The sequence below is a fragment of the Flexivirga sp. genome (assembly GCF_051955415.1).
Lineage (GTDB): Bacteria > Actinomycetota > Actinomycetes > Actinomycetales > Dermatophilaceae > Flexivirga.
This window is the reverse complement of sequence record NZ_JBQCGS010000071.1, coordinates 25,918-49,648: the sequence shown is the minus strand read 5'-3', so window position 1 is coordinate 49,648 and position 23,731 is coordinate 25,918. Positions and strand designations below refer to the sequence as shown.

The window sequence follows — 23,731 nt, the reverse complement described above, 5'->3', positions numbered from 1 at the left end:
CTCGCCGGGACGTGAGCCGATCCGACGAACGGGACGGCTGCCCGCACCCGCCTCGGGGCCTGTATCACGAGTCGCTCGGGCGCCCCTACCCTGTGGTGGTGCCGACGCCCCACCCCGACGATTCCGTGACACCCCCGACGACACCCCGGACGACCGCCGCAACCCAGCTGCAGCGACGCGCGGTCGCGCACCTGGCACCGGTGCTGCCGCTGCTGCAGGAGCTCGGCGGCATCTTCACCGCCGACGGTCACGAGGTGGCACTGGTGGGCGGCCCGGTGCGCGATGCGTTCCTGGGACGGGAGTCGACCGACCTGGACCTGACGACCTCCGCACGACCCGACCGGATCGAGGCCCTGCTCGAGCCCTGGGCCGACACCACCTGGGACATCGGGCGCGACTTCGGCACCATCGGCGCCCGCAAGGGCGACACGATCGTCGAGGTGACGACCTACCGCGCCGACGCCTACGACCGGCAGACCCGCAAGCCGGTGGTGAGCTTCGGCGACTCGTTGACCGAGGACCTGGTGCGCCGGGATTTCACCGTCAACGCGATGGCGCTGCGTCTGCCCGACCTGGAGTTCGTCGACCCGTATGACGGGATGGGCGCGCTCGCTGCGCGCTCGCTGATGACGCCGTCGACGCCGCAGGTGTCCTTCGGGGACGACCCGCTGCGGATGATGCGGGCGGCACGGTTCGCTGCCCAGCTGGGCTTCACCGTCGACCCCCGGGTGCGTGCGGCGATGACCGAGCTGGCCGGGTCGATCGAGATGATCTCCGCCGAGCGGGTGCACGACGAGCTGATGAAACTGCTGCTCGCGCCGGACCCGCGGGCCGGGCTGACCCTGCTGGTCGACACCGGCATCGCCGACCACGTGCTGCCCGAGCTGCCCGCCCTGCGGCTGGAGGTGGACGAGCACCACCGGCACAAGGACGTCTACGAACACTCGCTGACCGTGCTCGAGCAGGCGATGGCGCTGGAGGGACCGCGGGTCGTGCCGGGTCTGGAGGAGCCGGAGCTGGTGCCCGGTCCGGACCTGGTCCTGCGGCTGGCGGCGCTGTTGCACGACATCGGCAAACCGGCGACGCGCCGCTTCGAGAAGGGCGGCGGGGTCTCCTTCCACCACCACGAGATGGTCGGGGCCAAGCTGGTCCGCAAGCGGCTGCGGGAGCTGCGCTTCGACAAGGAGACGATCAAGCAGGTGTCCCGGCTGACCGAGCTGCACCTGCGGTTCCACGGGTATGGCGGCCCGGGCGTCCCCTCCCGGGACCGCTCGGGCGGCGTCGACTCGCAGTGGACCGACTCGGCCGTGCGCCGGTACATCACCGATGCGGGGCCGCTGCTGTCCCGGCTGCATCTGCTCACCCGGTCCGACTGCACGACCCGCAACCGCCGTAAGGCGGCGGCGCTGTCGGCGGCATACGACAGCCTGGAGGTGCGGATCGCCGCGCTGCGCGAGCAGGAGGAGCTGGACGCCGTCCGCCCCGAGCTGAACGGCAACCAGATCGCCGAGACGCTCGGCATCCGGCCCGGCCCGGTGCTCGGCCGGGCCTACCAGCACCTGCTGGCGTTCCGTCTCGACAACGGCCCGGTGGGGCAGGACGCCGCCCGCGCGGAGTTGCTGCGCTGGTGGGCCGAAGAAGGTGCCGAGTAGGTGGTCAGCCGCTGACCAGGGTGGGTGCCGCATGCTTCGACCCCCGCCGCCAGCGCGCCGCGAGCACGGTGTCGACGACATGGTCGGTGTCCAGGCCGTAGTCGGCCAGCAGCGTGGACCGCTCGCCGGCGGGGACGAACTCCACCGGCACGCCGAGCGGTATGACGCGGGTCGACAGGCCCTCCTGGTGTGCCGCCATGGACAGCGCCGCTCCCAGACCACCACCAATCGCGTTGTCCTCCAACGTGATCGCCACCTTGTGCTCCGCGACCAGGGACATCAGCTCCGGCGCCACCGGGTGGATCCAGCGCGGGTCGGCGACCGTGACCGACACGCCCATGCCGGCCAGCCGCCGGGCAGCGTCGACCGCGACCGTCGCCAGCGGACCGCTGGAGACCAGGAGCACCTGGGCGTCCGCGTGATGCGGCGTCAGCAGGTCGACCGGGCCGAGCCGGGTGTGCACACTCACCGGTTGCGGCGCACTGCCCTTGGGATAGCGCAGCACCGTGGGTCCGTCGTCGTGGGCCAGCGCCTCCCGCAGCAGCTCCCGGAGGCGTATGGCGTCACGCGGCGCCGCGATCCGGATGCCGGGCACGCCGCGCAGCATCGACACGTCCCAGATTCCGTGGTGCGACGGACCGTCCGGGCCGGTGATGCCCGATCTGTCGAGCACGAAAGTGACTGGCAGCCGGTGCAATCCGACATCCATCAGCACCTGGTCGAAGGCTCGACCCAGGAAGGTGGAGTAGATCGCCACCACCGGGTGCAGGCCCGAGGTGGCCAGCCCCGCCGCACAGGTGACGGCGTGCTGCTCGGCGATGCCCACGTCGACGATCCGGTGCGGGAAACGCTCCCCGAAGGGCCCGAGCCCGGTCGGCAGGCGCATCGCCGCGGTGAGGGCGACGACGTCGGAGCGTTCCTCGCCGATGGCTGCCAGCTCGGCACCGAAAACCGTTGTCCACGCTTCGGATCGGGCGGCTCCGACCGCACCGCGGCTCACTGCTGAAGGGATCGGTGCTGGACTCACGCTGTGCATCCGGTCCGCTTGGTCCTGCTCCGCCGGCGGATGACCCTTGCCCTTGCGGGTCAGCACGTGCACCACGACCGGGCCGGACTGGGCACGCGCCTCGTCCAGTGCCCGGTGCAGTGCCTTGAAGCAGTGTCCGTCGACGGGGCCGATGTAGTGGAAACCCAGTGCTTCCAGCAGGTTCGACGAGGCGGTGCCCTCGCGCAGCTGGTGCAGGTGGTGCGCCATGGCGCCGACGGTCGGGTCGTAGGAGCGTCCGTTGTCGTTGAGCACCACGACCACCGACCGGTTGCTCGCGCCGAGATTGTTGAGAGCCTCCCACGCCATACCTCCGGTGAGCGCGCCGTCGCCGATCACGGCGACCACCCGTCGACCGCGCCCGATCAGCTCGGAACCGCGCGACAGCCCGTCGGCATACGACAGGGCCGTGGAGGCGTGGGAGTTCTCAACGATGTCGCAGTCGCTCTCCCCGCGGCACGGATAGCCGGACAGGCCGCCCGCGGACCGCAGTTGCTCGAGACGGTCGTCCCGGCCGGTGAGCATCTTGTGCACGTAACTCTGGTGTCCGGTGTCCCACACGATGGCGTCGTGCGGGGCGTCGAACGTGCGGTGCAGCGCGATGGTGAGCTCGACGACGCCGAGGTTGGGACCCAGGTGGCCGCCGGTGCGGGTGACGACGTCGATCAGTCGCCGCCGGATCTGTGCGGCCAGCTCGGGGAGCGCCGTCTCCGGCAGCACCTTGAGGTCACCGGGTGAGGTGACGTGACGCAACAGGTCCGGCGACGACATCACGCCACCGCCGCCCGGATGGTCTGCCGCAACGAGTTGGTGGTGGCGATCACCGCGGTGGGTTCGTAGCCGCAGTGCGCCATACAGTTCGCGCAACGCTCGTCCTTGCCGCGGCCGAACGCCTCCCAGTCGGTGTCCTGGATGAGCTCCTCATAGGTCGACACGTAGCCGTCGTCGAGCAGGTAGCAAGGACGCTGCCATCCCTTGAGGCTGTATGACGGGATGGCCCACGGCGTGCACTCGTAGTCGACCTTGCCCTCCAGGAAGTCGAGGAAGAGTGGCGAGTGGTTGAGCCGCCACTTCTTGCGGCGGCCCTCGCCGAAGGCCTTGGCGAAGAGCGTGCGGGTCTCCTCGACACCGAGGAAGCCCTCCTGGTCCGGGGCCTTCCAGTAGGCGTAGCCGGGGGCGATCTGCATGTTGTCGACCTTGACCTCGTCATTGAGGTAGTTGAGGACGTCGATGACGTCCTGCGGTGAATCACTATTGAACACAGTGGTGTTCGTCATCACCCGGAAGCCGCGCGACTGGACCAGCTTGATCGCCTCGATGGCTGCCTCGAAACCGCCCTCGTGGCTGACCGACGCGTCGTGCCGCTCCTTCATCCCGTCGACGTGGACCATCCAGGAGAAGTTGCGGTGCGGCGTGAACTTGTCGATGTGCCGCTTCATCAGCAACGCGTTGGTGCACAGGAAGACGATCTTCTTGCGGTCCAGCAGCTCCTGCACGATCTCGTGGATCTGCGGGTGCATCAACGGTTCACCGCCGGCGATGGAGACCATCGGTGCGCCGCACTCCTCGATGGCGGCCACCGCCTGTTCGACCGGCATGCGTTGTTTGAGCATGGAGGCCGGCTCCTGGATCTTGCCGCAGCCGACGCACTTGAGGTTGCAGGCGAAGAGCGGCTCGAGCTCCACCAGCAGCGGGTATTTGTCCCGTCCGGCGAGCTTCTGCTTCAGCAGGTACTGCCCGAGGCGGACGGACTGGTGGAAGGGCATGTGGGGCATGGTCAGACGACCTCTCTGGGCAGGGTGAATTGCATGGTCTCGGTGATGCCGCCGCGTCGGCCGATCTCCAGCTCGCCGAGGGCGGCGAGTGCTTCGACGAGCTGTTCGACCAGTGCTGCGGGGGCGGAGGCGCCCGCGCTGACGCCGATGGTGCGCACGTCGCGCAGCCACTCCAGCCGTATGTCGGAGGCGTCCTCCACCAGGTGCGCCGGGGTCCCATGGGCCGCCGCGACCTCGACCAGCCGCATCGAGTTGGACGAGTTGGCCGAGCCGACGACCAGCACCAGGTCGCTGGCTGCGGCGACCTCGCGGATGGCGTGCTGGCGGTTGCTGGTGGCGTAACAGATGTCGTCGCGCCGCGGGCCCTGCAGCGCGGGGAATCGTTCGCGCAAGACGCCGGCGATCTCCTCCGCCTCCTCCACCGACAGGGTGGTCTGCATGACATAGGAGACCTGCGACGGGTCGGCCACGTGCACACTGCGGGCGTCCGCCACGGTCTCGATCACCACGACGTCGTCGGGCGCCTCTCCGCGGGTGCCCACCACCTCCTCGTGCTCGGCGTGTCCGATCAGGAAGACGGTGCGGCCCGCGGTGGAGAAGCGGTGCACCTCCTGGTGCACCTTGGCGACCAGGGGACAGGTCGCATCGATGACCTGCAGGCGGCGTTCGGTGGCCTGCACCCGCACCGACGGAGCGACACCGTGCGCGGCCAGCACTGCGGTCGCGCCCTCGGGCACCTCGTCCAGCTCCTGCACGAAGACGGCGCCGCTGCGTTCGAGCTCGGCGACCACGTGGGTGTTGTGCACGATCTGCCGGCGGACGTAGACGGGTGCGCCGTGCTTGGCCAGGGCGCGTTCGACGTTCTCGATGGCCCGCTCGACACCTGCACAGACCGATTGGGGTTCGGCGCGCAGGACGGTGTGCGGGGCGCAGGCGTCGAGCCACTGCTGCAGCACCGGCCCGGCACGGCGCAGCGAACGCAGTGCGGTCACACCACGGCGCAGCGTGCCGGGATGCACCAACGGGTCGGCCGCGGTGTCGACGATCGCCCGCACGACCACCAACGTCCTGGGCTCGAGTTCCGCTGCCAGAAAAGCGGACTCGGTGTCCACCGCCAATCCGCCGCCTGCGGCGAGCGCGGCGCGTTCGTCACCGGTCACGACGTGGTCGGTGCTCTCGATGGTGCCGACGTGCACGGTCAGGCCGGCACGGCGCAACTCGCCGGCGACGACCGGCGCCGACGGCAGCGCGAACTCGCGACCGTCGGCGCGTAGTCGGTCGGCGACGACCAGGTCGCCCGGGCGCACTTGCGGCGCCAGTGCGCCGGCGACGCCGGCGAGCACCGTCGGGACGTCGGTCCGTGGTGCCCGGCCACGCGGGCCACGGCCGGAGACGTATGGCGCCGTGCGCATTCCGCGTTCGAGGGCGAGGCGTTCGATCCGCAGGGGCGTCAGCAGCTGGCCACTTCGTGGGGCGTTCATGTCGCGACCTTCGCGACGAGACCGAGATCGGGGCGGTCACCCTGATCGATCTGGCTCATGGCCCGGACCGCGCGGCCGAGCGCCCAGACGGGGAAGATGAGCCGGTAGAGGTGGTAGGCGATGTAGAAGTCGCCGGGGAAACCGGTGCCGGTGAATCGGTCTTCGGTCCAATCACCTTCCGGGAGTTGTGTTTCGGCGAGGTAGTCGATGCCGCGTTGGAGGCTTTCGCCGAGTTCACCGGCGGCCACCAGGGCCATCAGCGCCCAGGCGGTCTGCGACGGCGTCGACTCACCGCGTCCGATCCAGGCCGGGTCGTCATACGATCGCAGGTCCTCGCCCCAGCCGCCGTCGGCGTTCTGGTGGGTCTCCAGCCAGCGGACCGCCGAGCGGATCGGTCCCGCCGCCGGGGAGACACCGGCTGCCACGAGCGCGGGCACCACCGCCCCGGTGCCGTAGATGTGGTGGGCGCCCCACCGGCCGAACCAGGACCCGTCCGGCTCCTGGTGGTCCAGCAGCCACTGCACACCGCGCTGACACCGCGCACCCCGCGAACGGCCCACCGCAGCAAGCATTTCCACGACGTGGGCCGTGACGTCGGCGGACGGCGGGTCGGTGACGGCACCGAAGTCGCAGAACGGCAGCTTCGCGGGCCACTTGCTGGTGTTGTCGATGTCGAAGGCGCCCCAGCCTCCGTCCTTGGACTGCATGCCCGCCGTCCAGGCGATGCCACGGGACACCGCCTGTTCGTGCAACGGACCGTGGGTGGTGATCACGCGGCGCAGGCCCATGACGATCACGGCGCTGTCGTCAGTGTCCGGATAGTTGTCGTTGGCGTATTCGAAGGCCCAGCCGCCGGGCGGCAGCTTGGGGTGCCGCACCGTCCAGTCGCCGGGCACGGTGATCTGCTCCTGCATCAGCCAGTCCGCGGCGCGGCGCAAGGCCGGATCACGAGGATCCACACCGGCGTCGAGCAGTGCGTTGATCGCCAGACCGGTGTCCCAGACCGGCGACTGGCAGGCCTCCAGCCGGCGCACCGGACCGTCCGCGGTGTCCTCGGTGATGACGAACCCCTCGAGACCCTCGATGCCCGCGCGCAGCACGGGATGGTCCAGTGGGTAGCCCAGGGCGTGCAGCGCGAGGATCGAGTAGACCCACGGCGGCTGGATGCCGCCCCAGCCGCCATCGGCCTCCTGCCGCGCGATGATCCACTCCGCTGCCCGGCGCAGGGCGTTGCGGCGGACCGGTCCGACCGCGTGCCGATGGTAGGCGTGCAGGGCCTTGTCCAGGCCGCTGAAAAGGCTCGCCGGTCGATTGTCGCGAGGAGCGGGCTCGGGGCCCCGCGACGTATTCCGCGGAGCGGAGCGGGGAAGCATGTGTCGAGACCGAGACCGAGATGCAGTTGGTTCGCCGGTGGGCGTGCAGGTGATCTCCGACAGATCCCACTTCATCCGTCGCTTCGGTCGCAGGGTGCACACGATGGTCAGCGGCACGATGGTCTGGCGCGCCCAGCAGCCCCAGTCGTAGATGTTGAGCGGGACATGTTTGCCCAGATACATCAACTCCGGCGGCATGGCGGGCAGGTCCGCCCAGTCCCACCAGCCGAAGAGGGCGCACCAGATCCGGGTGAACACCCGGGTCTGCTGCAGACCGCCCTGGGACAGGACGAATTCACGCGCGGCGGCCATGTGCTCGGCGCCTGGTTTGTCGCCCGCCATCCGTAAGGCGATCCAGGCCTCGACCGTGGTGGACAGGTCCGCCGGTCCGCCGGCGAAGGTCGCCCAGGTGCCGTCCGCGCGCTGCCGGCTGCGGATCCACCGGGCGGTCTGCTCGCGGGTCTCGGCGGTGTCGATGCCGAGGAAGACACGCAGCATCATGTCTTCGGCGTCCATGGTGACGTTGGTCTCCAGCTCGCCCTTCCAGGCGCCGCTGGGCAGCTGCAGCTCGAGCAGCCGTCGGGTGGCGCGCTCCAGCGTCTCGCGGGCCCTGGCGGCCATGGGATCGGTCGAAGTGCCGGTCGATGAGCGTGTGGAGACCTGCGTCATGCGGGGTCCTCGCGAAGTATCGGAGGAGCGAAGCAGGGAAGACTTGGTGGGGTGCTCACTCACATGTCCCTTCCGGCGACGTAGTGCGCCACCTCGGTCAGTCCGGTGACGGCCGTCTCGTCGAGATCGGCCCGGTGCAGCGCGTCGACGGCTTCGCAGATGGCTGCGTCGGCGCTCTCCCGGCACCACTGTCTGGCACCGAGCTGGTCCAATTGCGTTGCGATGCGGGCGACTTCGGAGTCGGTCGGCTCGCCGGAGTCGACCCACGCGGCGAGTGCCCGCTGTCCGGGCTGCTCCAGTGCCCAGGTGACCGGCAGCGACCGCTTCTTGGCGCGCAGGTCGGAGTGGTTGGACTTGCCGGTGACGCTCGGCACTCCCCAGATCCCGAGGAGGTCGTCGACCAGTTGGAAGGCATCCCCGACCGCCCGGCCGTATGTCGCCAGCGCCGTGCGCTGGTCGTGGGAGGCGCCCAGCAGCACCGCCGGCAGTTCGGTGCTGCAGCGCAGCAGCGCACCGGTCTTGGCAGCGGCCATGGCGCGGCATTCGCCCAGTGAAACCGTGTGGCGTTGCTCGAATCCCATGTCGAGGATCTGTCCGCGGATGAGGTCGCGGGTGGTGGCGGCGAGCAGGTGTCCGGCCTCCGCGGCGTGTGGTCCGGGGTCGGCCAGCACGGTCTCGAAGGCGAGGGCGTGCATCGCGTCACCGCCGAGGATCGCGGTCGCTTCGTCCCAGACCGACCAGACCGTCTCACGATGCCGGCGGGTGCGGTCGCGATCCATGATGTCGTCGTGCACGAGCGAGAAGTTGTGCAGCAGCTCCAGCGCCGCCGCGCCGCTGACCGCCTGCGCCGGGTCGGCACGGACCGCCTGCGCCGCCAGCAGCGCCAGCATCGGGCGCAACTTCTTGCCGCCGTCCTCGCGGACCGGGTTGCCGCGCTTGTCCACGAAGCCGAGGTGGTAGGCGACCACCAGGTGTTCGAGCCCGTCGAGGGTGTCCACCGCCTTGCGCAGTGCCGGAGTCACCAACGTCTGGGTCAACTCCTGCGCGTGCAGCAGCACCCGTGGACCGTCGTCACGGTCCGCCGGTGCCGGGACGGGATCAGCGGCCGAGCGCCGGACCGCCGGCGTCGAGCCGCCGACCGAGTGCCGGGTCGACCGGGCCGGCAGACTGGCCGGTAGATCGGCCGGCAGACCCGCAAGGAGCACGGTGGCGGCCGCGTGCCCGCTGCGGACCGCGCCCTCCATCGTGGCCGGCCAGCCGGTGTCGGTCCACGCACCGGCCAGGGCGACACCCGGCCGACTGGTCGCCGCGCCCGGCCGCAGCCGAGCGCTTCCCGGCGCCGCGCGGAAGGTCGCCTCCGGCTCCCGCGTCACGAAGAAGTCCAGCACCTGCGCGCCGGCCATGCCCGGCAGCAGGTCGCAAAGGTGCGGCAGTGCCCAGTCCCGTAGTTGCGCGGCTGTCATCCCGATGAGTTCGTCGGCGGCCGAGACCGAGACCGCGAGACACTGGCGCCGGTCCTGGATCCCGGCGGCGGCGCTGCGGTCGAAGACCCATTGCAATGGACTGTCCACCGCGGCAACGAAATCCGTGTCCAGCACCGGCCGGTCCAACACCACGTGCACGTTGACGATCGGGGAGACACCGAGGCCGTCGGCCAGGTCGGCGGGCAGCCCGAGCGCGATCGGGTCGATCATCCGCTCCAATGCGGCTGGCGGGACGGCGAGCACCACGGCGTCATACGTCTCCTCGCCCGCGTGGGCGACCACCCGGACGCCCGTGTCGCCGGGCACCACCGCGCTGACCTTGCTGCGTAGCCGCACCGTGCAGCCGGCCTCCGCCAGGGCGCGGTCGGCGGCGTCCCCGTGCAACTGCTGCAACGGGACACGGGACCATCCGATGTCCGCGGCGCCCTTGTCGGCGAGCATGCCGAGCTGGAAGACGGTCGCTGCCAGCGCCAGTGAGCAGCGGTCCGCGTCGGCGTTGAGCGTGGCTTTGCCGATCAGCTCCCAGAGCACCTCGATCGACCGGTCGTCGGCGCCGTGCTGCCGCAGCCACCCGCCGAAGCTCTGGGCGTCGACCTGCGGGTCGGCGGGGTCCAGCCGGCCGAGAGCCAGTGCGACGCGACCGACGGCCAGTCGTTGCCGCAGCGGCATCCAGCGGTGTCGGAGCAAGGCCGCGCTCAGGTGCAGCGGGGCGGGCAGGTCGTTGCGGCGCAGGAGGGTCCGGTCGGCGGATCGTTCGCTGGCGATGGGTACGTCGAGGCGCTCCTGCAGGTAGGTCAGGTGTCGCACGCCGAGCCGGTCGAGCAGGCCGAGGTAGGACGTGCAGCACCGCAGGAACACGTGCTGGCCGCCGTCCACCCACAGTTCTCCGCGGCGGAAGGAGTGCGTCAGGCCGCCGAGGCGGGCCCGTGACTCCAGCAGGGTGACCTCCAGGCCACGGTCGGCCAGGTCCAGTGCCGCGGTGATCCCGGCGAGGCCCCCGCCGATGACACAGACGGCCCGGCGTGCGGCAGGGAGTGCGGAGTGCGTCATACCGGCAACACCGCCTTGACGAGCGACATCAGTGCGACACGGCCCTTCTCGTGCGGCGGCAACGACATTCGGCGTTCGTAGACGGCCGTCGGGTTGTCGCGGATGCGCAGCAGCAGGTGGTGATAGATGCCGGCCATCGCCGCACAGCACGCGGTGCTGCGGTGGTCCAGTTGCGGCAGCAACCGCAACCCGAGGTCGTACCAGGCCTGCGCGCGGTCCGCGGCGAAGCAGATGTATGCCGCCAGTCGCGCGTCCGGGTCGTGCAGCGCGCCGGTGTCGTCCAGTTGCAGCCGGACGCCGAAGCGCTCCAGCTCCTCGCGCGGCAGGTAGACCCGGCCGATCAGCAGGTCCTCACGGATGTCACGCAGGATGTTGGTCTGCTGCAACGCGATCCCGAGCTGGTCGGCGAAGAGCGGGGCCCGTGGATCGGTGCGGGCCGTGCCGTTGCCGAAGATCGACAGGCACAGCCGGCCGATCGACCCGGCGACGCATCGGCAGTAGAGCCGCAGGTCCTCGAAGGTTTCGTAGGTCGCGCCGCTCAGGTCCATCTCGACGCCGTCCAGCAACTCCTCGAAGGCTTCCAGCGGCACCGGGAAACGGCGTGCCGTCTGGGCGACCGCCGCCATGACGGGATCGGTGGAAGCGTCGATGTCGGACAGCTGTTTGCGCACCAGTGCCAACGAAGCACGTTTGGTCTCCACGGGTGCGTCGTCGTCGCCGATGTCGTCGATGCGGCGGGCCAGCGCGTAGAGCGCGCACAGGCCCTGCCGCTTGGGCGTGGGCAACAACCGGATGCCGTAGTAGAAGTTGCGCGCCTCGGTGCGGGTGATCTGCTCGGCCTCCGCCATCGCCGCGTCCCTCGTCAGCTCTGTCACGTCATCGCCTCCCCGAAGTGAGCAACAGCCGAATACCGTGCCGCAGCAACGTTGCTCGTCGTGGCCGGACCGTCTGGGCACCGGTGACCTCACCACCGGCGCGCTGCAGCGCATCGGCCGTCGCGAGACCTCCGGCGACATATCCGGCGACCGCGATCCGGGCCCAGCCGCGCAACTCTCCCACGAGTGTCGTTCCGGCAGAGAGCATTTGGCGGCAGGTGAGGACTTGCGCCAGCACCACGGACCGCAGCGCGGCCGCATGGTCGGGAGCGAGCATCGTCGTGTCGGTCAGCCCGGCAGCGGACAACTGGTCCTGCGGCAGGTAGACGCGTCCGGCCCGGTGATCCTCGACGACGTCCTGACAGTGTTCGAGGATCTGCAGTGCCGCGCAGACGGTGTCGCTGCGGTCGACACGTCCCGGCGTGGACTGGCCGAACACTGCCAGCACGAGCCGGCCGATCGGGTGCGCCGACAGTGCGCAGTATTCGAGCAGCGCAGGCAGGTCCGCGTAGCGCGTGACCTCCTGGTCCATCAGGTTCGCCTCGATCAAGTCGTCGAATGCCTGCAGTGGCAGGGCACAATCGCGTGCGTATGGCGCGAGGTCGCGCAACACCTGATGCTGCGGCGTCCCACCGTCCACTAACCGTTGCAGGTCGGCGCGAAACGTCAGCAGCTGCTGGGTGCGGTTGCCCGGGGCAGCGTCACCCAGCTGGTCGATGTGGCGTGCGACGTCGTAGACGGCCAACAGTGCCCGACGGCGACGAGCAGGCAGCATCCGCAACGCAACCGGGAAGTTCTCGGTCGCGGCGCTGGGCGCAGCGTCAGCGGTGCTGACGCCGGAGGGGCTGGTTGCGTCGAGCATTGGTCTCAGCTTGCCCCGGGTGAATCGTGAAGCGCTGCACCGAAATGTGTGGCGCTGACTGCCGTTGTTTGTCACCAAGTGATAGACCTGATGATCGTGGGGACCACTGCGAGCGTCGCTGACCTGCCCGGGCCACAGCCGGCCGAGCTGCGTCTGCTGCAGGCACGCCTGGTGGCCGGATTCCCGCAGATCATGATGTCGGTCGCCCAGGAACTCCAAGTGCTGTGGCCGGCCTGCCTGGAGTTCGCCGCGGACCGCGGCACCGAACTCGCCGACACCGCCGAGCAGGTCGTGTCCCGGCTGATCGGCGCGGTCACCCAGGATGCGCTGACGCTGCCGGCGACAGCGCCCGAACTCGACCCGTTGCTGGTGGCGATGTTCGATCAGCTGGGCCGGGCGCAATTCCAGCAGGGGCGTGACCTCAACGGCATCCTGACGGCATACCAGGCGGGCGCCCGGGTGGCGTGGGCGCACATCTCGCACGAGGCGATGCAGGTCGGGCTGGACATCCGCCGGCTGTCCCGGTTGGCCGAGACGCTCTTCATGCTCACCCACGACATCTCGGCACGCACGACCGATGGTTACGTGCGCGAGCAGTCCGAGCGTGGGCTGGTCTCGCACCGAGCCCGTGGTGAGCTGTCCGGCCTGCTGATGTCGACCCTTCCCGACCGCAACGGCGTGCTGCTCGCCGCCGACCAAGCCGGCTGGGCGGTGCCGGACGAACTCGCCTTCGTGCTCCTGCGCGACCAGGACGACCCGCCGCTGCCGACGCGACCGCGGCTGGACCCGGAGTGGCTGGTGGTGCACGTGGGAGACGTCGTCGGCTGGCTGGTGCCCTGGGTGGCCGGGATCGAGCCCCGTTTGCAACGAGCACTCGGCGAGCTGCCGGCGGTCGTCGGCCCGCCGGTGCCGGTCACCGACGCCCGGCGCAGTATGCGGGTGGCCCGCAGCGCCCGCCGGCTGCAGGACGCCGGCGCCCTGCCCAACCGGATGATCTTCGTGCCCGAACACATCGACACGATGCTGGTGCACCGCAACCCGGAGCTGCTGGCCGCGTTGCGCGCCCGTGTGCTTGCGCCGCTGGACCGGCTGCCCGACGGGACGCGCGAGCGGCTGGCGGAAACGCTGACCAGCTGGCTGCGGCACTTCGGGTCGCGACGCGCCGTGGCCGCCGAGCTGCACATCCATCCGCAGACCGTCCGTTACCGCCTCGACCAGTTGCGCGACATCTTCGGTGCGGCGCTGGACGACCCGGCGCAGCGCGCGCAGCTGTTCCTGGCGCTGGTGTGGGGCCCACCGCCGGAGTGACCCGGCGGGATCGCCCGCTGCAGGATCTTTCGTGGACCGACGACCTGCGCATGAGGACCAGGCCACCAGGGAGGAGCTCTGCCTCAGACTCTCGTAGAGCCGGGCTCGGCGACGAGGTCGCTCACCGCCGTGGCGAGTCGTTCGCCGAGTGCGTCGGCGAAGTCGCGCGCATCCAGCAGGTCCGCGTCGGTGACCACCGTGATGCCGAGCGATCCGCACCAGCTCAGCGCCCCGATGGTCAGCGGGATGCCGGGTGCCGGGGGCAGGATCGGCTGCACCCGTCCGACCGGAGCACCGGCGAGGGTGAACCGCTGGTCCGGGCCGGGCATGTTCGACACGATCGCCTGGAAATACTGGGGGCCGTAGACCGTTCGGGCGAACCACCGCCGGCCCGCGTGGGGCACGGCACGCAGCGCCGTGGCCATCACCCACCGTGAGGCGAGCGCCCGGGTCGGTGTGCGGATGGCGCTCGCGTGGTCACGAACCTCATCGCGTAGCGCGGCGATCGGTGCGTCGCGGGCCGGGGTGTCGACGATGACCGCCCCGGTCAGGTTGCCGCCGTCGGTGTCGTTGCCGGTGTCGTCGCTGTTGTCAGCGGGCGCGCGAAGCATGACCGGGACGGACACGCGCAGCTGCCCGGCGCACGATCTCGCGAGGTTCGGATCGGTGTGTGCCAGGGCGCTCCCGGTGGCGGCCAGCAGCAGCTCGGTGACCCGCATCCGGTGCGCGCGGGCGGCGGCGCGGACCTGCTCCAGCGGCACCTCGAGGGTGGCGAACCCGCGCCGTGTCCCGCCGCGAGGCAGTTGGGCCGCCGGTCTGCCGTCGGTCGCCAGCTGCGCCAGTCCCTGTATGACGCCCGCTCCGCGCTGCAGCGCCGATGGGCCGTCCCGGTCGGGGATCGGCAGTCGATAGGGCGGTTGCAGGATGTGCAGCAGCTTCGCGACGGCTCCGATGCCATCGGCCATGCAGTGGTGCATCACGATGCAGAAGGCCGCTTCGTCACCGAGGCCGTGGATCAGCCAGGCCCGCCACAGCGGCCGGTCGCGCGGCAGTTCCTCGGAGGTGAGCTGCCCGACCAGCTCGTCCAGCGCCGCCGGACCGGCGCCGTCCGGCAGGGACCGCTCGACCAGGTGGTGCGACCAGTCGATCGGCCCGGCGGGCACCCAGCGGTGCAGTGCAGGTGACGCGAGCCGGTCGGTGAAGTGCGGCAACCGGCCCAGCTGGGCGGCCAGCGTCTCGTGCAGGTCCTGCAGGGTGGGTGCCGTCGGTCCGAGCAGCGCCAACCCGCCGACGTTCTGCGCATGCCCGGGGCGCTCGACGTCCAGGAAGAACGCGTCGGCGGTGGGCAGCGCCGCACCCGGGCGGCGTCGTGCGCGCCATTCGGTGAGCGCGACCGCGGCCACCACGACGATGCCCGCCCCGACCGCGTCGAGCACGTAGTGGTTGGCGGTCGCGACCACGACATACAGCGTCACGGCCACGTGGAACGCGCTCGCCACCTGCAGCCATCGGCGGCGCGACATCCGGGCCAGCATCACGCTGACCCACAGCGCCCAGGCGATGTGCAGGGACGGCATCGCCGCCAACTGGTTGGCGCCGGCCACGATCGGGGAACCCCACGAACCGACCGAGCCACCGGTCGCCACGGTGTCGACGAACCCCGGCATCATCCGTGGCGGCATCAGCGGCAGCAACGCGAAACAGCCGAACGCCATCAGGTTGAGCAGCGCGAAGGAGTTGCGTGCCTGCCGGTAGAGCGCCGGCGTCCACACGTAGGTGATGACCAGCAGCAGGGCGGCCGAGACGATGTAGGTCGAGGCGTATTCGTAGTTGGCCGCCGTCATCAGCCCGGGCCGCGCGGCCAGCCAGGAGTTGAGCGACCCCTCGATGTCGAGGTGCAACCACTGCTCCAGCTGTATGACGCGCTCGGCGTGCGTCTTCGCCACGGCGGCGCGCGACGGGCCGTTGAGCGCGTCGACCAACAGGTAGACCACGAAGAGCGCGAGCCCGCCCAGCAGCTCGGTGCGCAACCGCGGCCGGTGTGCGCGTGGCACGGCGGGCCAGTGCAGCGAGGGCAGGTGCACCGGGTGATGGCGGTGGTCCTGGGTGGCGCTCACGGCGAGGCACCGCCGAACGGCACCGCTAAGCGAACGAGATCGAGAACTCGGGCATCCGGCGCAACCGGCTCCAGCCCCAGGCGATGCAGACGGCGACGGTCAGCAGTGTCAGCGACGTGCTGAAGACGCCGCGCGACAGGATGGCGTTGCGCGCGCCGAACTGCAGGAAGCCCATGCTCATGCCGACGTCGATGAGCCGGGACGCGCCCCACAGGATGCAGACCTGGCTGAACATCCGGTGTGCCCGTTTGTCGTGCATCAGCATCTGCGGCAGCGCGATGAAGTCGCGGGCCAGGTGCTTGGTGATCGGCCGTCCGATGGCCGCGCTGCCCAGGAAGATCAAGGCCATCAGCAAGGATCCGGCGATCGGCTGCAGCACGTAGATGTAGACGCTGGACAACGCCAGCGAGAGTGTGGTGCGCCCGACCAGCATCAGCACCGCCATGAGGAGCGTGCGCGGCACCGACGACTGCGTCCGCAGCCGCACCGCGACGATCAGGCCGGACCACACCAGCACCGAGATCAGCCCCCAGAGCTGGCCGACGGTGGCCAGCGCGGCATACAGGATGAGGGCGGGTATGACGACCGCCTCGAGCAACATCCGACCCGCCCGTAACGCGGAGGTGCGCACGAACTCCCGGTCGATGATCAGGGCGCAGGCCCCCTGCTGCGCTACTGGTCGCGAAGGCATGTATCACACTATGTCACCGCCACCTGTGAGTGGTCCCGTGTTTCACTGCGAGTGAGCGGTGAATGGGCCAGACCGGCGATGCCGATGCCGATGAGCACCGCGGTCACCGACACCGCGGCGAGCGCGCCCGGCGTGTGCGGGGCGGTGACGTGGAAGCCGAAGATGCCGGCCAGGTAGCTGATCACCGGGTTGGTGATGCTCATCGCCGCAACGGCCCACGGCAGCGAGCCGTTGGCGAAGGCGGCCTGCTCGATCAGCAGGCCGGACGCGGTGGCGACCGCGAGGCTGTAGCCCGGCCAGTCCAGCGCGGTGTGCAGCACTCCCGGACCGAAGAGATCCTCGGTGGTCAGCTTGGTGAGCACGGCGTTGCCGGCGAAGCAGACTCCGGCCGCGACGGCCAGCATCAGGCTGGACGCGCGCGGGTCGCTCTGCTGCCGCGCGAAGAGGACCAGCAGCACGACCACGGCGACCATCGCCAGCAGTACCCAGATGACCTGCTCCCGGTTGGGGGTGCCGTGCAGGGGCGCGGCGCCGCCGACCGACAGCAGGACGATGAGGCCGGCGCAGATGCACAACACGTAGGCCCAGTCCTTCAGGCCCGGGGTCAGCCGACTGCCCACACCGGTCAGCAGCAGCGCGAAGAGCACCTGGCTGACCATCACCGGCTGGACCAGGGCGACACTGCCGAGGTGCAGCGCCGCGGCCTGGATCACGAAGCCGAGGTTGTTGATCACGAAACCGGTCAGCCACAGCTTGCGGCGGACCAGCGCACGCACGAACGCCGAGAAGCCGTGCACGGTGCCCAGTGAGTGTTCGCCGGTGGCCTGCGAGGCGGCGCGTTGCTCGAGCATCGCCGACAGCGCGAACGCGAACGCGGCCGCACAGGCGAGCAGGAGGACCAGCCACAGCATTCAGTCGTCTCCTAACCGGGTCTTCTCGCCCCAACGCCCGGCCAACCGCGTGTATGCCGCCGGCCATGCCGACCGCACGACCGGTGCTACCCGGAGGGCTGGGTCGGCAAACCGTTCGGGCCGTCCGGATGCGATCAGCGAAACGACCTGCCGGGCAACGGATTCCACGTCCCGCGGGCGGGGCCGTCGGCGTTGGTAGGGGGTGCCACGCCGGGTGAAGAAGTCGGTGTCGACGACGCCCGGGACGAACGTGGTGACCTCGACACCGGTCCCGGCCGCTTCCAGCCGCAACGAGTCGGCGAAGGCGTCCAGGGCGGCCTTGGTGGCGGCATACACGGCCTCGCCGGCGACCCCGGTGCGTCCGGCGATGCTGGTGACGAAGCACAGCTGTCCGTGTCCGGCGGCGAGCATTCCGGGCAGCACCCGACGGGTCAGCGCGATCGGGGCGGTGAGATCGGTCGCGATGAGGTGGGGGATGCGCTCGGGCGGCATGCTGTCGAACGCCCCCTGCCAGCCGACGCCGGCGTTGTGCACGACCAGGTCGAGCCGGCCGTGCGCCGCGGTGGCCTCGGCGACGAGGCGCTCGTGCTGGGTCGGGTCGGCCAGATCGGCCAGCACATGGTGGGCTCCGAGCTCGCGGGCGACGTCGCCGGTGCGCTGCGGATCCCGGCCGTGGACGACGACCCGCACACCGTGGCGGTGGAGCTCAGCGGCGACGGCGGCACCCAGGCCGCCACTGCTGCCGGTGACGAGTGCGAAGCTGCCGTGCAGTCTCATGCGCATGCGCCACCTTCGTGCTCGCCGCGTCCCTCGGACCGGTGGCACGCGTCTCCGGCAGTGCGCCGATCCGCCACGGCACCAACATATTCGGGCCCGATGACTTTGCGACACCGGGTTTGGGCTGCCGCTAGCCCGCGAGGAGCGAAGGCAGAAGGCTCAGCGCGGCCCGAGACCCCCGATCCCGGACCGCGCCGATTACCCCGCAGCTAGGTGCTACGGACTCACCCGACCTCCAGGGCGATCTCCTCGGTGTCGCGCAGCTGCTCCACCGGCGCTGCCGTGTCGCGGGACGCCGCGTCCTTCGACGGGCGCCGCATCACCAGCATCACCAGCGCGAAGGCGATGAAGAGCATCACGCCGCCGACCTGGAATCCGCGATCCGCGCCGGTCACGAAGGTGTGTATGGCGTGCTGGCTCGCGCCGGGCGCGACCGCCGGGTCCTTGCCGGCCGTGGCGAAGACCGTCACCAGCACCGCGAGTCCGAGCGCGCCGCCCAACTGCTGGGTGACGTTGACCAGGCCCGAGGCGACCGAGGTGTCGGACGGCTCCACCCGGGACAGCCCGGCCGTGGTCAGCGGCACGAACGCGATGCCGTTGCCGAGGGCGAAGACGACGAACGCCGGCAGCATCTGCAGATAGGAGGTGTGCTCGGTCAGCGTCGTCAGCATCAGCATGCCGATGGTCGACAGCAGGGTGCCGACGGCGGCGATCGCCTTGGTCGAGTAGTGGTTGGAGATGACCCGGGCCACCAGTTGCGAGCTGATGAAGATCGTCACCGGGAAGGGCAGGAATGCCACCCCGGACTGCCACGGCGTCCAGCCGAGCACGATCTGCATGTACTGGCTCATGAAGAAGAACGACCCGAGCGAGCCCGCCACCAGCATCAGCCGGGCCAGGTATGCCGTGGCCCGATCCCGGTCGGCGAAGAGCCGCAGCGGCATCACCGGCGCCGCTGCCCGCAACTCGACCGCGACGAAGATGGCCAGCAGCACCAGGCCCAGCCCGAATGCGGCGAGCGTGCCGCCGTCGGTCCAGCCGTCGGACGCGGCCCGGATGAATCCGTAGACGACGGACGTCATGCCGACGGTGACCAGCAGCGCACCGGTCACGTCGACCGATCCCCTGCCCGGTGCGCTCGCGGATCCCGGGGCGCCCTTCTCCCGGGAGAGCGCCCGGAAGCCCGCGACCAGCACGGCCACACCGATCGGGACGTTGACGAAGAAGACCCAGCGCCAGGACGCGACCGAGGTCAGGATGCCGCCGGCGAGCAGCCCGGTGGCGGCGCCGGAGGCGGAGACGACGGTGTACCAGCCGATGGCGCGGGTCTGCTCGGCGCCGGGTTTGTAGAGGGACATCAGGATGGCGAGGGCGGACGGTGCGGCGAAGGCCGCGCCGGCACCCTGCAGGGCCCGCGAGGCCAGCAGCAGTGCCTCCCCCTGGGAGAGGCCGCCGGCGAACGAAGCGGCGACGAAGACCGCCATACCGGCGAGGAAGGTGACGCGCCGCCCGACCAGGTCGCCGGCGCGGGCGCCCAGCAGCAGGAGGCCGCCGAAGGCGAGCGTGTAGGCGTTGACGATCCACGACAGCGAGGTGGAGCTCATGTGCAGTTCGGAGCCGATGTCCGGCAGGGCGATGTTCACGATCGCGGCGTCGAGCACCAGCATCAGCTGGGTGACGAGCACGGCCGTCAGCACCAGGCGCTTGGCCTCGCCGCCGGTCGCTGGTCGAGTGGGGCGAGCCGCTAGGCGAGCACGTATCGAGACCCGACCGTTTTCTGATGCCGAGTTGTTGTTGGTTGTGCCCGCCGCGGTGCGGCGAGACTTGGTAGTAATGGTCACGAGTTGTGTCCTTCGCGAGAGCGAGGCGTACCATGAATAGAAGCGGAGATGATCTCCGTTTAGAACTATACGGAGGAATCCTCCGGTTTAGCAACCGGGGATTGCCATGAGGTGTGAGAACGATGGCCACAAGCGGCTCGGCAACGGCGTCGAAGCGCTCGTCCAAGACGGCGTCCGATGGATCGGAAAACGTTGACAGATCAACGGATTCGTCGGCGCTGGGTGCGTGCGGCAAGCCGTTGCGCGCGGATGCCGCCCGCAACCGGCAGAAGCTGATCGACGTCGCGACCACGGCCTTCACCGACGACGTCGACACCACGCTGGATGAGATCGCCAAGCGCGCCGGCGTCGGCATCGGCACCCTCTACCGGCACTTCCCGACCCGCTGCGACCTCGTGCTCGCGGTGTATGGCGACCAGGTCGCGGCGCTGGAACAACGCTCCTACGACCTGCCGAAGGAGCTCGAGCCGGGCGAGGCCCTGCATGAGTGGATGCGCGGCTTCGTCGGCTATTACGCCGTCAAGATGGGCCTGATCAACCTGCTGCGCTCGATGATGCAGGGCAACCCGGAGACCTTCGAGTCGGCCCGCAACCGCATGCGCGAGTCCGCCGCCCGGGTGCTCCAGCCGGCGATCGACGCGGGCGTCATCCGCCCGGACGCCACCCCGATGGAGCTGACCCGCGCCCTCGGCGGCGTATGTCTGGCCTCGACCACCCCGGAAGGCCAGGAGACCTCACTCGCCGTCGTCGACCTCATCTACGACGGCCTCCGCTTCGGAGCGCCGAACGCCTGATCGTTGGCTCGCCGCCGAGCCCACCAGCGAGCCCACACCAGCGAGCCCCCACCACCGAGCGGACACAAAGAACACCGACGGGACACGAAAATCAGTCCGCTACCGGTGAGTATTCATGTCCGGTCAGCCCGTTCGTGTCCGGTCGGTAAACGGGAGTCGCCGGCCCGACGCTCGGGTGGTCCGGGCGCTGCCGCCATCGCCCGCAGCATCGACTGCGCCTTGTCGACCGTCTCCTGCCACTCGGCGTCCGGGTCGGACAACCGGGTGATCGCACCGCCGACGCCGAGCACGAAGCGGTCACCGGTCAGCTGCACGGTGCGGATCGCCACATTGAGCGTGGCCGTGCCGTCCAGCCCCAGCAGCCCGATGGATCCGGAGTAGACGCCGCGCCGCTCCGCCTCCAGACGCCCGAGCAGCTGCACCGAGCGCTCCTTCGGCGCACCGGTCATCGAGCCCGGCGGGAACGCCACCCGCACCAGATCCAGCGCGTCACGGTCGGCCGGCAGTTCGCACTCGATCGTGCTCACCAGTTGTATGACGGTGGGGAAGCGCCGGACGCCATACAGCTCGGTGACCCGCGTGCTGCCCGGCACGGCGATCCGGTTGAGGTCGTTGCGGACCAGATCCACGATCATCAGGTTCTCGGCGCGATCCTTGGCGGAGCGGGCCAGCTCGGCGGCGCTCGCCGCGTCGCGGGCGGGGTCCCCGCTGCTGCGCCGGGTGCCCTTGATCGGGGCACTCACCGCGTGCCCGCGGGCGTCGACCCGCAGGAACAGCTCGGGCGAGGCGGACACGACGGTCCGCCGGTCATCCAGGCGCAGGTATGCCGCGTGCGGCACCGCACCGGCCGCGCGCACCGAGCCGAAGAGTCGCAGCGGGTCGCCGGTGAAACGGCCGCGGATCCGGCGGGTGAGGCACAACTCGTAGGACTCACCCCGGGCGATCGCCTGCTGGCAGTCGCCGACCAGCCGCAGGTAGCCCTCGGCTGACGTGGCGTCCTCGACCTGCTCGAGCGCGGCCGACCCGGTCCGGGGCTCGGCATCGTCCGCCGCCGGTATGTCGCCCGCCAGCAGCGGGTGCAGCTCGGCGCGCCACCGATCCAGCGAGGCGACCGCCGAGGCGTCGTCCGGATCGTCCAGACCGACCAGATGGCAACGGTTCTCGTCGTCCACCACCACTGCGCGGGTGACCAGCAGCCACCAGGCATCCGGCCAGTCGTGCGCGCCTCGTGGATGCGATGCCGGCAGCCCGACCAGTTCCGTGCCGACCTCGTAGCCGAAGTAGCCGGCATACCCGAGCACCACGCCGGGGTCGTCGCCGACGGTCTCCAGCCGCCCGGCTGCAGCGCGCAGCCGGCGTTGCAAGGTGTCCAGGATCCCGGTCGGCAGGTCGGTGACCGTGCCGTCCCGCACCAGCCGGGTGCCGTCGCCGACCGTGCCGAGCAGTCGGTGGCCGCAGTGCGCATCGGTCCAGCCGATCACGGTGCAGCTGCCGCGGTATGCCGTCGAGATGCCGTCCAGCACGACGTCCGGCGCCGTCGGGCACAGCCGCAGCACCTGCTCGACCGTCAGCGGCCGGTCGAGCCGGAGCGATCGTTGCCGGCTCGGCAGGCGTGAGCCGGCCGGGTCGTCGGCGCTCGCCGCGAGCCGCAGGAAGTTGCCGATCAGGGTCGACCCGAAGCTGCTCTCGATCGACTCGGGGTGGAACTGCACGCCCCAGCGGGGCCGGCCCGCGACACGCAGCGCCATCAGCGTGCCGTCGTCGGCATACGCCAGCGGTTCGATGGGCGCGACGACGGTCGTGACCTCGAGGCTGTGATAGCGCACGGCGGTGAATTCGCCTGGTATGCCGTCGAACAACGGATCGCCGGCGTGCGAGATCACCGATGATTCGCCGTGTCTCGGGTGATCGGATCGCTCCACCGGGCAGCCGTGCAGCAGCCCGAGCAGCTGATGGCCCAGGCACACCCCGAGGACCGGCAGCTCGCTGTGTTCGAGCACCTGCCGCGACGTCCCGACATCGGCCGGCACGCCGGGGTGGCCAGGGCCGGGTGAGATGACGACGGCGTCGAAGCGGGCGGTCCAGCCCAGCGGCAGCGGCTCGTCGTTGCGGACCACCTCCACGGTCACCGCGGCGAACTCCCGCAGCAACTGCAGCAGGTTGTGCGTGAAGCTGTCGTGGTTGTCGATCAGCAGGACGCGCACGGCAGCCGCCCTCCGTCCGGCAGCAGCTCGGCGACGGGTCGCCGGGCACCCTCGACGGCCGACTGCAAGCGATCGCGCAAGGACGGATTCGGCTGGTATGTCGTGCTGTTCACGCGTTCGACCAGCCGCACACCGTGCAGCGCGGAGAGGGTGAAGACCGCCGGTGCGGCCAGCAGGTGCGACGCCGTCACGGTCGCGGTGCGCACCGGCCGGTCCCCGTGCTCGCGCAGCACGGCGAGGGTGACGCTGTCGAGTCGCGGACCGTCCGGAACCACGAGTTCGCCGTTGCGGGCGATGACCACGGTCGCGAAGACTGCCTCGCTCAGCGTGCCGTCGCCGGTGACGAGGACCTGGTCGTCATACCCGGCGTCGAGCGCCTGCTGCTGTGCATAGAGCTGGGACAGGTGGTCGAATCCCTTGACATCCGGACGTTTTCGAGCATCCGGTGTCCCGCGCAGCAGGAGCGCCGTCGTGGTCCGGAGGTGTTCCACGGGAAACGGTCGCAGGAGCAGCCGTAGCCCGGACGCCGTCCAGACGAAGCCGGGGAACCACGAGCCCTCGACCGGCAGGTGCGCCAGCGCGTGGTCGTATGCCGCCCGCGACTCCTGCCCGGTGATCCCGAACACCTCACCGACCTGCCGGGTGAAGCGCCCGCGGTGCCGGTCGATCGCGACACTCGCACCGTCGGCCAGGTGCCAGGAGTCGAGCACGACGGTCCCGGCCCGGGCGAGGTCGGCGACGGTGGCGTCGGACGCCAGGGAGCAGTCCGGCTGCGGTGCGCAGGTCATGGGTGATGGGTAGCACAACACGACCGGCACGCGA

17 protein-coding genes are annotated in these 23,731 nt (G+C 70.4%); 3 read left to right on the top strand and 14 right to left on the bottom strand.

Translation table 11 applies throughout. From position 1 onward, the window contains the following. The first annotated feature begins 125 nt into the window (after positions 1–125). A complete protein-coding gene (locus tag ACTHL4_RS11885) occupies positions 126–1,652 on the top strand; it encodes a CCA tRNA nucleotidyltransferase (RefSeq protein ID WP_440283004.1) in 1,527 nt (508 codons plus the stop codon). Positions 1,653–1,656: 4 nt separating this feature from the next. Here the strand turns inward: ACTHL4_RS11885 and ACTHL4_RS11880 are convergent, their stop codons facing one another. The 7 genes from ACTHL4_RS11880 to ACTHL4_RS11850 are packed head-to-tail and all read right to left on the bottom strand — an operon-like array spanning position 1,657 to position 12,266. Then, the gene (locus ACTHL4_RS11880) at positions 1,657–3,468 is read right to left on the bottom strand and encodes a 1-deoxy-D-xylulose-5-phosphate synthase (protein WP_440282980.1); all 1,812 of its coding nucleotides are present in this window, start codon (positions 3,466–3,468) and stop codon (positions 1,657–1,659) included. Beyond that, positions 3,468–4,463, bottom strand: coding sequence for an adenosyl-hopene transferase HpnH (hpnH, locus tag ACTHL4_RS11875; RefSeq protein ID WP_440282979.1), 996 nt, complete (start codon positions 4,461–4,463; stop codon positions 3,468–3,470). Before hpnH ends, ACTHL4_RS11880 begins: the two co-directional genes overlap by 1 nt. Before the next feature lie 11 nt (positions 4,464–4,474). Then, positions 4,475–5,953, bottom strand: coding sequence for a 4-hydroxy-3-methylbut-2-enyl diphosphate reductase (gene ispH, locus ACTHL4_RS11870; protein WP_440282978.1), 1,479 nt, complete (start codon positions 5,951–5,953; stop codon positions 4,475–4,477). Then, positions 5,950–7,995 (bottom strand): squalene--hopene cyclase, encoded by a 2,046-nt coding sequence (shc, locus tag ACTHL4_RS11865; protein ID WP_440282977.1) that lies wholly within the window; start codon positions 7,993–7,995, stop codon positions 5,950–5,952. The genes ispH and shc overlap by 4 nt, the downstream gene beginning before the upstream one ends. 59 nt (positions 7,996–8,054) lie before the next feature. After that, positions 8,055–10,529 carry a hydroxysqualene dehydroxylase HpnE gene (gene hpnE / locus ACTHL4_RS11860; protein ID WP_440282976.1) on the bottom strand — a complete coding sequence of 825 codons (2,475 nt, stop codon included), beginning with the start codon at positions 10,527–10,529 and terminating at the stop codon, positions 8,055–8,057. Further along, positions 10,526–11,404, bottom strand: coding sequence for a presqualene diphosphate synthase HpnD (gene hpnD, locus ACTHL4_RS11855; protein WP_440282975.1), 879 nt, complete (start codon positions 11,402–11,404; stop codon positions 10,526–10,528). The genes hpnE and hpnD overlap by 4 nt, the downstream gene beginning before the upstream one ends. 1 nt (position 11,405) lies before the next feature. Then, entirely contained in the window at positions 11,406–12,266 is an 861-nt protein-coding gene (locus ACTHL4_RS11850) for a squalene/phytoene synthase family protein (protein WP_440282974.1), read from the bottom strand. 96 nt (positions 12,267–12,362) lie between these two features. Here ACTHL4_RS11850 and ACTHL4_RS11845 point away from each other — a divergent pair, with 96 nt between their 5' ends. Next, positions 12,363–13,574, top strand: coding sequence for a PucR family transcriptional regulator (locus tag ACTHL4_RS11845; RefSeq protein ID WP_440282973.1), 1,212 nt, complete (start codon positions 12,363–12,365; stop codon positions 13,572–13,574). 83 nt (positions 13,575–13,657) lie between these two features. On the opposite strand, the gene ACTHL4_RS11840 is transcribed toward ACTHL4_RS11845, so the two are convergent. The 5 genes from ACTHL4_RS11840 to ACTHL4_RS11820 all read right to left on the bottom strand — a co-directional run bounded on the left by ACTHL4_RS11840 (position 13,658) and on the right by ACTHL4_RS11820 (position 19,767). Then, positions 13,658–15,691 carry a phosphatase PAP2 family protein gene (locus ACTHL4_RS11840; protein ID WP_440282972.1) on the bottom strand — a complete coding sequence of 678 codons (2,034 nt, stop codon included), beginning with the start codon at positions 15,689–15,691 and terminating at the stop codon, positions 13,658–13,660. A 25-nt stretch (positions 15,692–15,716) separates the two neighbouring features. Next, positions 15,717–16,382 carry a hypothetical protein gene (locus ACTHL4_RS11835; RefSeq protein ID WP_440282971.1) on the bottom strand — a complete coding sequence of 222 codons (666 nt, stop codon included), beginning with the start codon at positions 16,380–16,382 and terminating at the stop codon, positions 15,717–15,719. Positions 16,383–16,390: 8 nt separating this feature from the next. Then, a complete protein-coding gene (locus ACTHL4_RS11830) occupies positions 16,391–17,293 on the bottom strand; it encodes a DMT family transporter (RefSeq protein ID WP_440282970.1) in 903 nt (300 codons plus the stop codon). Further along, positions 17,294–18,070, bottom strand: a complete 777-nt coding sequence (locus tag ACTHL4_RS11825) for an SDR family NAD(P)-dependent oxidoreductase (protein WP_440282969.1) — start codon at positions 18,068–18,070, stop codon at positions 17,294–17,296. A 224-nt stretch (positions 18,071–18,294) separates the two neighbouring features. After that, positions 18,295–19,767 carry an MFS transporter gene (locus ACTHL4_RS11820; protein ID WP_440282968.1) on the bottom strand — a complete coding sequence of 491 codons (1,473 nt, stop codon included), beginning with the start codon at positions 19,765–19,767 and terminating at the stop codon, positions 18,295–18,297. A 266-nt stretch (positions 19,768–20,033) separates the two neighbouring features. Here ACTHL4_RS11820 and ACTHL4_RS11815 point away from each other — a divergent pair, with 266 nt between their 5' ends. Next, positions 20,034–20,705 (top strand): TetR/AcrR family transcriptional regulator, encoded by a 672-nt coding sequence (locus tag ACTHL4_RS11815; protein ID WP_440282967.1) that lies wholly within the window; start codon positions 20,034–20,036, stop codon positions 20,703–20,705. Between the two features lie 113 nt (positions 20,706–20,818). On the opposite strand, the gene ACTHL4_RS11810 is transcribed toward ACTHL4_RS11815, so the two are convergent. Together ACTHL4_RS11810 and ACTHL4_RS11805 are read right to left on the bottom strand one after the other, a co-directional pair. Next, positions 20,819–22,909 carry a chorismate-binding protein gene (locus ACTHL4_RS11810; RefSeq protein ID WP_440282966.1) on the bottom strand — a complete coding sequence of 697 codons (2,091 nt, stop codon included), beginning with the start codon at positions 22,907–22,909 and terminating at the stop codon, positions 20,819–20,821. Next, the gene (locus tag ACTHL4_RS11805; RefSeq protein WP_440282965.1) at positions 22,894–23,697 is read right to left on the bottom strand and encodes an aminotransferase class IV; all 804 of its coding nucleotides are present in this window, start codon (positions 23,695–23,697) and stop codon (positions 22,894–22,896) included. The genes ACTHL4_RS11810 and ACTHL4_RS11805 overlap by 16 nt, the downstream gene beginning before the upstream one ends. Positions 23,698–23,731: the final 34 nt, after the last annotated feature.

Excerpts from the sequence above, each read along its gene's own strand:
- ispH (WP_440282978.1), bottom strand. The coding sequence starts at position 5,953 with ATGAACGCCCCACGAAGTGGCCAGCTGCTGACGCCCCTGCGGATCGAA.
- ACTHL4_RS11850 (WP_440282974.1), bottom strand. The coding sequence starts at position 12,266 with ATGCTCGACGCAACCAGCCCCTCCGGCGTCAGCACCGCTGACGCTGCG.
- ACTHL4_RS11805 (WP_440282965.1), bottom strand. The coding sequence starts at position 23,697 with ATGACCTGCGCACCGCAGCCGGACTGCTCCCTGGCGTCCGACGCCACC.
- ACTHL4_RS11880 (WP_440282980.1), bottom strand. The coding sequence starts at position 3,468 with ATGTCGTCGCCGGACCTGTTGCGTCACGTCACCTCACCCGGTGACCTC.
- hpnH (WP_440282979.1), bottom strand. The coding sequence starts at position 4,463 with ATGCCCTTCCACCAGTCCGTCCGCCTCGGGCAGTACCTGCTGAAGCAG.
- shc (WP_440282977.1), bottom strand. The coding sequence starts at position 7,995 with ATGACGCAGGTCTCCACACGCTCATCGACCGGCACTTCGACCGATCCC.
- hpnE (WP_440282976.1), bottom strand. The coding sequence starts at position 10,529 with ATGACGCACTCCGCACTCCCTGCCGCACGCCGGGCCGTCTGTGTCATC.
- ACTHL4_RS11815 (WP_440282967.1), top strand. The coding sequence starts at position 20,034 with ATGGCCACAAGCGGCTCGGCAACGGCGTCGAAGCGCTCGTCCAAGACG.
- ACTHL4_RS11835 (WP_440282971.1), bottom strand. The coding sequence starts at position 16,382 with ATGCCTTCGCGACCAGTAGCGCAGCAGGGGGCCTGCGCCCTGATCATC.
- ACTHL4_RS11825 (WP_440282969.1), bottom strand. The coding sequence starts at position 18,070 with ATGAGACTGCACGGCAGCTTCGCACTCGTCACCGGCAGCAGTGGCGGC.
- ACTHL4_RS11830 (WP_440282970.1), bottom strand. The coding sequence starts at position 17,293 with ATGCTGTGGCTGGTCCTCCTGCTCGCCTGTGCGGCCGCGTTCGCGTTC.